The sequence below is a fragment of the Prosthecobacter sp. genome (assembly GCF_044373815.1).
In the GTDB taxonomy this organism is placed as follows: Bacteria; Verrucomicrobiota; Verrucomicrobiia; order Verrucomicrobiales; family Verrucomicrobiaceae; genus Prosthecobacter.
The window spans coordinates 1-9,399 of record NZ_JBIPNG010000249.1; the positions used below are offsets into that span (position 1 = coordinate 1).

Genomic DNA, 9,399 nt, shown 5'->3' on the forward strand with positions numbered 1-9,399 from the left:
ACTCGCCCATGGCAGCGACTGGTTCTCTCAACGCAAAGCCTTGGAATGGTCCAAAGATCCCGACGAGGTCGTGATCGGCAGGCGCGTCAGCCCAGCCTGCTACATTGCCGAAGCCTTCCCCGCATCATTGTACCTGGCATGGAAATATGCCGATGACTTTGAAAGCGGCGTCACCGCCAATGCGAATGTCGGCGGTGACAACTGCCATCGTGGAGCCGTGATCGGCGCTTTGATTGGCGGGGCAGTGGGCGTTTCAAAGATGCCTCAGAGGTATGTCGATGGCATCGACGATGCCACTCGCCTGAACTGCCAAATCGAAACCATCGTCACTCGCCCATGAAGACCAACCTCAGCAGCGAACAAGCCTCTTTCGTCGTCCGCCTCGCCTGGGAGGACCGCACGAGCTTTGAAGAGATCCGAGAGCGCACCGGCTTTGTTGAAAGTCAGGTCATAGACCTCATGCGTCGTGAGCTCAAACCCTCCAGCTTCCGCTGTTGGCGGAAGCGCGTCAGCGGTCGAGTCACCAAACACCGCAAACTGCTTGAGTTAAGGCTCAAAGGCTGACAGCAGCACAGCCGGGCAGCGGATTCACTGCATTTGGCAGAACGAGTCGTCCGGGCGCTTCATGACCGACGTATCGTTCATGCCAGTTGATTCAGAGTCTACATCTTGAAAACCGCCCTCATCCTATTCTCCGCCCTTTCCTTCCTCGGTTATGGATCGGCGTGTTTTTTTTCGAGCCGCATGAAGCAGGAGTTTCTTCGTTACCGCCTCGCAGCGCAGCGCATGCTGGTAGGTGCCCTGCAGGGGTTCGCGGGGATCGGCCTGCTGGCGGGAATGAGCCAGCCATGGATGGGTCAGCTGGCAGCAGGAGGACTGGCGCTGATGATGTTGATTGCCGTCATCGTCCGCTTCCAGATCAAGGACAGTCTGCTGCAAACCATCCCGGCGGTGTTTTATCTGGCGCTCAACACCTATCTCTGCATTGCCGGATTCTGATCCGCACGCCGCCTAGAGCAGCGCAATGGCGGCGCACATCGCCAGTACCGCGAGAGAGGGCAGCGCCTTGCTGATCGGATCTTTCACTTTGAGGTGCATGAAGAAGGCCCCCAGCATGAGAGCTCCCATGCCAAGCGCCGCAGGTTGCGCCAAACTGGGAATCCAAAACGAGGTTAGGAGCGCCAGTGCGAGGCCGACTTTGAGAATGCCGATGAGGCAGAAAATAGGGAAAGGCAGACCATAGACGGCGAACTCCTCGCGCAGCGTTTTCGCATCCTTGCCTCGGTACGCGGTCGCCTTGCCGGAACGCAGGAGCCAGACATTTAGAATGCCAAGCGCCACGGTGAGTTTCAGAGAGATGATGAGATAATCCATGGTAATGAGGCAAACGATTCGACTTCGGTGGAATCAAGAAAGGTCAGCATGCTTCAGTCACTCTCAAACAGCAAGCTAATCCCTAGCATTGGTCTTGGACCGACCTCACGGCGCGAGTTTTTCGATCCAATCCGCGATCTTCCCGCGCATTTCATGCGCCGTGGAGTTGCTCGTCGCGTTTTGGGTCTGCGTTTGAGCCATCGTTTCCGCATCCCCCCCGCCGCGCACGATTTGGGAGGCGGCGGAGTCCAGAATTTGCTGGGCTTCAGCATTTGGTTGGGCCTTCAAGGCCTCCTGAAGCAGCCACAGGTACTCGTAGTCGTCGCAGCCTTCGCGCATGAGTTCCCAGCGCAGGCTGGGCAATGGCACACCGCTGAGCGGATCGGGGTAAAACATCTGGCCCATGCCCCAGACCGTCGCCCCATTGAACTGCGCATACACCAGCACCGGAGCCTCCCATGCGGTGCGGTAGCTGCCGAGTGTCTCAAAAGTCAGCCAGCCGCAGGCGCCGATCTGCCAGGCCAGCCAGCCGAAGCTGCGGGCACTGATGGCCGGGTAGTCGATGAAGCTGCGGTAGTTGTCGCAGAAAGTGACGATCTCGCCGTGTTTCTCGGCGCGTTCCTTGGCCGCTGCGGCGTGATCGAGGTTTCGCAGGCACCAGTGGTCGATGTGGCCGATGAGCCCCTCCACGGGATCAGCCGTGCAGAAGGTACGCAGGCCTGGAGCGACCTCCCGCACAAAGTGCACGTAGTTGCGCACCACCTCGTAGTTGTTCGCCGGGATGTCCTGGGCGCGATCCCCAGTGTGGTAGGTGTAAGGCTCGTCCATCGTGGCGATGAAGGTGCGGTCCAGCCACCCGCGCTGCTTCAACACGCCATGCATGTGCTTCAGGTAGCTGCCAAACAGCGTGGTGAACTCCGGCGTCAGCGTTTTGTCCGGCTTGCAGATCACCGCGCCCAGCCACTTCTGATTCGTCACCGCCGGGAAGTGATGCAGGAAGTACAGCCCCTGCGCCAAGGCCGGTTCGGGATAAAAACCCTACACAGGCACAAACACATGCGTGCCGCCGTTTTGAAACACAGCCTCCACCGCTTGCTCCCACGCGGCGCTATCAACCGTGAGCACGCCGTTCTTGCCGATCTTCAACTTGGGTGAGGGCACCAGCGGCTCCGGCGTCTGCCGGTGCTCGATGAAGCCGCGCTGCATCTCCGCCAGACGCTCCGGCGTGCGTTGCGCTTCAGGAAGCTCGCGTAGATTCGCATAACTCGTGTTCAGCAGTGGCGAACGCTCCGGCAAAGCGAAGCGCCGTACGTTCAGAACCACACGGATCGCGTCTTCCGGCACGAGATCGGGCTTCATCCACGGCTCCTTGCGAAAGACCAGCTTCACCGTGCCCTCGTAGCGCCCCGGATGCGCATCCCTCGGGACTTGCACCGTGATGAGAAACTGAAGATTGTGCCCAGGCCGCACCTCACCGCGATTCGCCAGCAAAGGATCAGGAAACTGCCCCACGCCCACCGGATAAGGCATCGCCTGATTGATCCGCGTGCCGCTAGGTTCGTCGATGAACACGTAGCCCAGCCGCTGAGCAGTGATGTTTGCCGCCGGGATGACGCTGCCATCGGCATGCTTCAAAACACCCGCAACAACGCTCACCTCCCGCAGCGGCACCTGGGGCCGCAGCACGGCCACAAACGGCTCCCGCTCTCCTCGTGCCGCACTCATCGTCACCGCTGGGGCGATGGGCGTGACGGGCAGTTCCTCATCCGCCTTCACCTTCTCCACCGGATAGACCGTCCACACCCGGTGATGCCAGCCCTCCGCGACGAGATCAGCGGCGGAGAGGCTCTGGAAAGCCAAAAGGAAAAGAAGGAAGCGCATGGGGGAAGGTCTTTATCTCAAACCCGCCACGCCGCCTTCAAATTTTAAAAAACTGTTCCAATTCCATGTCGCTTGAGAGCACGATGGATTAATCCTGATCGGCCGGCACAGGATCAACCAGCTTAAGCAACCTCTGCACATGGGAACTCCATTCCCTTAGAGCCTGTTATTAACTTTTGCCGAATAGAGAAGAGAGCATGAGGGTCGCGAAGGCCAGCCAGTGCATGCCAGTCAGAGTCGAAGCCAGACGCTCGTAGTCCCTTGAAAGACGCTTGAAGCGCGCCGCCCAGCCAAAACTGCGTTCCACCACCCAACGCTTTGGCAGCAGCACAAAACCCTTCTTGGCCTCCGAGAGATTGACCACCTCCAGCTTGATGCCGTGCTCTTGCGCCTGGCGTGCAGGCTCTTCGCCAGTGTAACCTTGGTCCACATAGGCCAGTTGCACATTCTCTCCGGTGGCCTGCTGGATGTGCTCTGCAAGCTCGCCGACCTGCGCGCGCTCCTGCTCGTCAGCCGCCGTCACTTTCACCGCCAGCAGATGCCCGAGGGTATCCACCGCGATGTGCACCTTGCTGCCTTTGCGGCGCTTGTAGCCATCATAGCCGGCCCGGCCTCCGCTTTCAGGCGATGACTGCAGTGTGCGTCCGTCCATGATGGCCGCCGTGGGCTGGGCCTTGCGTCCTTTGGCCAGGCGTGAGAGTTCACGCAGATCATGGGCCATGGCCTCAAAGCAGCACGCCTTCATCCAGCGCTGCGCCTGTTGGTAAACGTTCTGCCAGGGCGGCAGGTCATGAGGCATCATGCGCCACTGGCAGCCGCAGCGTACGATGTAGCGCAGAGCGTTGAACAACTCGCGCAGAGGATAATCCCGCTGGGACGCATCTTCCCTCATCAGCACCAGATAGGGACGGCAAAAATCCCATTCTGCATCGCTGACGTCACTGGTGTAGGCGGCTCTTGGCTTGTTGCTCGAAGGTTCCATCCCAAGCTTATTGCTTGGAGCCTCACCGATGTACAGCACTTTTTAAAGTTAATAACAGGCTCTAAGCAACATCAGCGGCTCGAAGAGCTGGTTCAGGCATGTGATGAGCATACCACACCAGCAATGCTCATTTAAACTGCTTCTATTGTGAAAATGGTTTCTCTTCGACTTTGATCAACTCAACCAACACCTCTGGCATTGGAGACACTATTGGACAGCCGCACGAATGTCGGAACGAGCACCCAGGTAAACCGGCTGGCAGATGCTGCCGGACTCCTTGAATGCTTACAGACAGCGGCACTCCACCACGGTTCCCGGGGCGGGAACATCTTGGTTGGGTGAAATGGGCCGAACGCCCAATGGTGCTCAGGTTTGGCAGGTCGTGGTCCACGACTGGTTCGCTGAGCGGTTACTCCGAACACATGACGAGCTACCAGCGCACCCGGCGGGGTCAATTGTGCGTGTTAATTCTGCCCGCTAAGCGAACAGCGCGGCAATAGGACTGCCCTGATCCGTGATAGGCACAGGGCGGTCGCCGTCGTGAAGGCTGGCGGTGTAATCCACGCCGACAGCGGCGCAGATGGTGGCGAAGAAGTCGGGCACGCTGACGGGATTCGTGACGATTTTTTTGGCGAGATCATCGGTCTCGCCCCAGGCTCCGCAGTGGCGCAGGCCGCCTCCGGCCAGCACACAGGTGAAGGCGCTGCCCTGATGACCGCGCCCACCTCCGCCGTCAAACTCGGGCGGACGACCGAACTCGGTGGTGATGACGACGAGCGTCTTGTCGAGCAGCCGACGGCTTTCCAGATCGGTGATGAGCGCGGCGACGGCGCCGTCGAGTTCCTTGATCAGCTCGTGCTGTTTCAAGATGCCCTGGTTGTGTGTGTCCCAGCCAGTGCCGTTGAGGAAGTTCAGGTTGTGCGAGACTTCGACAAAACGCACCCCCTGCTCGACCAGTCTGCGGCTAAGCAGGCAGCGCTGGCCAAACTCACCGCCGTAGCGCTGGCGCAGCGCACCGGGCTCCTCGTCGAGCTGGAAGACGCGGTTGAACGCCGGCCCGCTGAACTTCAGGCTTTGCTCGATGGCGGCATCATAGCTCTTCAGCCTGGGGTCGCTGGTCGGAGGTGCGCTGGCTTGAAGCGCGGAGAGGAACTGCCCCCGGCGTTGCTGACGCTCGGTACTGACATCGGGCGGGCGGGAGAGACCTGCCGGGCCGCGACTGGTATCCGTGAGATAAAGATACCCGGACTGCGCCCCGAGAAAGCCGGGGCCGCGCGTGACGTTCGGATAGCCAATGATCACATAGGGCGGCGCTTCGTCTGAGGCGGGACCGCGCTGGTGGGTAATGATTGAGCCGATGGAAGGATAGCTGATCGTGCCGCTGATCGGACGGCCGGTGTGCATGCGGTTGGTGGCCGCAGCGTGCTCATCAATGACATCGTGATGCACGGTGCGCACCGCCGTCACGCGCTCCATGAGCGGTGCGACTTTACGCAGATGCTCGCACACACGAACGCCGTGCACCGCGGTGTCGATGGAATCGTAGTAGGAGCCCGCCTTCTTCGCTTGCGGATCGCCGCGCCGTTTCGGATCAAAGGTGTCCGTCTGCGCCATGCCACCCCCGAGCCAGATGGAGATGACGTGTTCCGCCTTCCCCTTGATGAGCCCCTGAGCGGCGTCCAGGGGACGCGCAAGCAAGGAGGCACCTGCAAGCGATGCTGTGGAGTGGAGAAAGTGACGGCGTTTCATCAAAAAAGTAAGTTCAAGGTTTCCACACAAACTCGCGGTCATTGATCAGACTCCAGACGAGGTCTTCGTAAATCTCCCGCCAGGCACTGCGCAGGCGTGGGTCAGGTGGCGGGCCTTGGTGGACGCGTTTTTCGACTTCGATCTGGATGGAGTTGGCTTCGGGACTCACGTGATTCAGCCACGTCACCCGCGGCAGCGGTTCGGCGGCTTTGGGAGTGGATTGCTCGGCGGCAGGGACGAGCCGCGCGGCGAAGCCTTCGCGAAGTGCGGGCAAGAAGGCATCGCGCTCTGCACTGCGTGGCTTGCGGCTGAGGAATCGCAGAAAGACTTCTTCGATGAGAGCATCGGGCGACTTCGCCTGCACTGCGAGATCGGCCAGCTCGCTGCGCCATGAGGCGCGGGAGAGCGATTGCACCAGCGTACCATTCGCGAGGATGCCAGGCTGGAGGAGATTCGGATCCGTGGGACGATCAAAGATGGGCATCTGCCGCGAGCCGTTCCAGCCAAAGGCCTCCAGCACATCCACCGTTGCTTGCGCGTGAGGCAGGGCCAGGCTTGGGCGGTCGCGTTCGTTGTTCAGACTGGCGAACATCCACGCACGGTGCGGCACACCGAGTGTCTGCCTGCGCTCCAGCGCATGACGGCCATCGTGGACGAAGGTGATCTCCTCGGAGTCGATGGCCTTTCCAGCAGCAGAGTGCAGCGAATCCACGATCTCTTCCGCTGTGAGCCGCAGCCGCCCCGGCGCGCTGAAAAAGCGCTCGTTCGCTGGCAGCGCGGCGAGGTTGTCAGTCGTGGGTTCGCGCTGATATGCGGAGGAGGCCACAATGAGCCGCAGCAGATGCCGGAGATCGTAATCGTGTGCGACAAAATCAGCGGCCAGCCATTCGAGCAGCTCAGGGTGGCTGGCATCGCGGCCTTCCCAGTCGTGGGCAGGCTCGACAAAGCCTGCTCCCATGAGCCGCTTCCAAATGCGGTTCACAAAGACACGCGCAAAGCGCCGGTTCTCCGGCGCGGTGACGAGCGCGGCAAAACGCTCCCGCGTGTCCTTCGGATCGTCCATCAGGCGGTCGATGCGGCTCCCATCAGCCGTGCCCGTGGCGGCAGCAAAAGGCCACTCGGGCGTGACAGGTTCGTCTGGCTTGAGCGTGACTTTGATGAGAGACTCGCGGCCCTTCTTCTCGAAGAAACCGGCGGGCACCCGGCTCGTGGCGGGCACCGTCACCGTTTTCCGCGAGAGCATCGCCGCGAGCGAATAAAGATCGCGCTGCGTGGTGCTGTGGTAGGGCGAATCATGGCAGCGCGCGCACTGCAGCTCGATGCCCAGAAACGCGGCCGCGATGATGTGGCCTTTCGCGGCAAAGGGCGCGTCATTTTCCCCCGCGAGGCCAAAACCCACGCTGCCGCCACGTCCGACATCGCCGCGCATCATCATCAGCTCGGTGACCATGCGGTCGAGGCTCCTGCCATCACGCAACGCATCGAGCAGGAACCAGCGAAACGGCCCGGTGCTGTTGAGTGAGGCGTTGATGAGCGTCGGATTCTCGGCGAGCACATCAAGCCAGCCGGCCATCTGATGCTCAGCGCTACGTACATCTGAGAGCAGGCGCTCAATCAGGCGAGTGCGCTTGTCGGGCGCGGAGTCAGCGAGAAATGCACGCGCTTCTGCCGCCGTGGGCGGCAGGCCGATGAGATCGAGGCTGATGCGGCGGAGAAAGGCCTCGTCGCTGGTGAGCGCTGACTTTGCGAGCTTCTCGGGCGCGACCGGCGTGGCGGGCCAGACGGCTCCATCACGAATCCACGCCTCCAGCTTCGCGATCTGCGCCTTGCTCAGCGGTTCGCCCGATGGCGGCATGACGAGCGAATCGTCCTCAGAGCGCAGGCGCACGATCATCTCGCTGACCTCCGGTTTGCCCGGCACGATCGAGGGAATCTCCGAATCGCCCCCGTGCAATGCCGCTGCACGCGAGGTCAGCTTCAGCCCGCCTTTGTCCTTTTCGCCGTGGCAGCGGAAGCACTTCTCCTGGAGGATGGGCAGGATTTCTTTTTGAAAAGCGTCCGAGTCGGCGGACGCGGCGGCATTTGATGCAACGGCGGCTGCGATCTTCGCGTCGATGAAGGCATCAATGGGGTGCCCGCCCTTGGGTGGAGCAGGTGCGGGATTTTGCGCCACCCATTCGCGGGCGAGGTTGTGGCGTTTTTGCCAGAATGCATCGCGCGAGCGTGCGGCAGTTCGCCGATGCGTGTCATCGAGGTCAGACAAGTCTCTCTCCATCTGCGCCAGCACAGGCTGCACCGCTGCATCGGTCAATGCCAGGCCGGGCTTGCTGCCAGCTCGGAGAATGGAAAACGACTTTCCGTCCTCCGTCTCGATGGCCACGCACAGCTCGCCGGTTTCAGTGCGCTGGTTTTTGCCACCGACCACCACTTCCAAGACAATGCGGCCTTTGCCTCCGCGAAGCTGCGCCGTGCCAAACACCTCCTGATGATGATAGTCCTTCACGCGCAGACCAGGCAGCGGTGGCGTCGCCAGCGGCGTGACATCATCGTGTCCGTTTGGCGTGCTTCCATCGGCCGGTTTCGTCTCGGCGATCATCACGCCATCCACCCACAGCCGGGCCAGCGCACGAGCCCGCAGCAGAAACCGCCGCGATCCCTCTGGCAACGCCACATCCGCCGCCATCCGCAGCAGCAGCGGCGATTTCCACTCCGAACGGATGCCCCAGTCATCGTAGCGCAGCGGCACACGCGGCAGCAGGAACACATCGCTCATCCAGCGGTCCGTCTCCGCCGGCAGCTCCGCCTTGGCGGGCCAGCGGTTAAATGCGGAGAGCCCCTCGCTGAACTGCACGAGCACCTTTCCATCGGTGATTGGCCCCAGCTTCGGCATCTCCGGTTTCTCAGGCAGCACCACCAGCGGGCCGCCCGTGCGCCGGCAATGTTTCGCGATCTCCGCATCGCTCAGAGCGCGGCGATGGATGGCCAGACCATCCAGAAAGCCCTGAAGACTGTTCCCCGCGCTGCCGCCCAGCGATGAGCCGATCCAGACATCGTCATCATCCATCACGGGCGCCTTCGTGGTGGCTCCGTCCACGCTCCAGACTCCATCAGTCACCACGCCGTCGATCCATCCGCGCATCGTTTCCTGCCTGCCAAAATCGTAGGCCACCGCCACATGATGCCAGCCTGTTTTGATCTGAAAGGACGCCGCCGAGTTCCAGAGGTGCCAGGTGTTTCCACCACCGGGCGCAGGAGCACTGGCAAAAAGAAAACTCAGGTGCGCCAGCCCGTCGCTCCCGCCGATGACCCGCAGCGACCAGTTCTGATTGTTACGCGCGAAATGCGGCGAGTTGGTGCGTCCCTTGCCGATCAGATACACCGGCTGTCCAGGGCTGATCTTGTCCACCTTCACC

Annotated in this window: 9 protein-coding genes; 3 read left to right on the forward strand and 6 right to left on the reverse strand. The window is 61.4% G+C overall.

Going from position 1 to position 9,399, the window contains the following annotated elements:
- The 3 genes from ACIREA_RS18960 to ACIREA_RS18970 all read left to right on the forward strand — a co-directional run.
- On the forward strand, positions 1–340 hold a 340-nt coding region (locus tag ACIREA_RS18960), incomplete at its 5' end, for an ADP-ribosylglycohydrolase family protein (RefSeq protein ID WP_397383903.1).
- A complete protein-coding gene (locus tag ACIREA_RS18965; RefSeq protein ID WP_397383904.1) occupies positions 337–564 on the forward strand; it encodes a TIGR03643 family protein in 228 nt (75 codons plus the stop codon). The genes ACIREA_RS18960 and ACIREA_RS18965, both read left to right, overlap by 4 nt.
- A gap of 105 nt (positions 565–669) precedes the next feature.
- A complete protein-coding gene (locus ACIREA_RS18970) occupies positions 670–999 on the forward strand; it encodes a DoxX family protein (protein ID WP_397383905.1) in 330 nt (109 codons plus the stop codon).
- Positions 1,000–1,011: 12 nt separating this feature from the next.
- Here ACIREA_RS18970 and ACIREA_RS18975 read toward each other — a convergent pair whose 3' ends face one another.
- From ACIREA_RS18975 to ACIREA_RS19000, 6 genes are all read right to left on the reverse strand, one after another.
- Positions 1,012–1,374 (reverse strand): DoxX family protein, encoded by a 363-nt coding sequence (locus ACIREA_RS18975; protein WP_397383906.1) that lies wholly within the window; start codon positions 1,372–1,374, stop codon positions 1,012–1,014.
- 105 nt (positions 1,375–1,479) lie between these two features.
- Entirely contained in the window at positions 1,480–2,391 is a 912-nt protein-coding gene (locus ACIREA_RS18980) for a glycoside hydrolase domain-containing protein (RefSeq protein ID WP_397383907.1), read from the reverse strand.
- 21 nt (positions 2,392–2,412) lie between these two features.
- Positions 2,413–3,255: a hypothetical protein gene (locus ACIREA_RS18985; RefSeq protein ID WP_397383908.1), complete on the reverse strand. Its 843-nt coding sequence runs from the start codon at positions 3,253–3,255 to the stop codon at positions 2,413–2,415.
- Positions 3,256–3,424: 169 nt separating this feature from the next.
- Positions 3,425–4,237 carry an IS5 family transposase gene (locus tag ACIREA_RS18990; protein WP_397383909.1) on the reverse strand — a complete coding sequence of 271 codons (813 nt, stop codon included), beginning with the start codon at positions 4,235–4,237 and terminating at the stop codon, positions 3,425–3,427.
- Positions 4,238–4,714: 477 nt separating this feature from the next.
- Positions 4,715–5,986, reverse strand: coding sequence for a DUF1501 domain-containing protein (locus ACIREA_RS18995; protein WP_397383910.1), 1,272 nt, complete (start codon positions 5,984–5,986; stop codon positions 4,715–4,717).
- A gap of 13 nt (positions 5,987–5,999) precedes the next feature.
- Positions 6,000–9,399, reverse strand: a 3,400-nt coding sequence (locus ACIREA_RS19000) for a DUF1553 domain-containing protein (protein WP_397383911.1), incomplete at its 5' end; no start/stop codon positions are given.

Coding starts and splice junctions, on each gene's coding strand:
- ACIREA_RS18990 (WP_397383909.1), bottom strand. CDS start 4,237: ATGGAACCTTCGAGCAACAAGCCAAGAGCCGCCTACACCAGTGACGTC.
- ACIREA_RS18965 (WP_397383904.1), top strand. CDS start 337: ATGAAGACCAACCTCAGCAGCGAACAAGCCTCTTTCGTCGTCCGCCTC.
- ACIREA_RS18985 (WP_397383908.1), bottom strand. CDS start 3,255: ATGCGCTTCCTTCTTTTCCTTTTGGCTTTCCAGAGCCTCTCCGCCGCT.
- ACIREA_RS18995 (WP_397383910.1), bottom strand. CDS start 5,986: ATGAAACGCCGTCACTTTCTCCACTCCACAGCATCGCTTGCAGGTGCC.
- ACIREA_RS18975 (WP_397383906.1), bottom strand. CDS start 1,374: ATGGATTATCTCATCATCTCTCTGAAACTCACCGTGGCGCTTGGCATT.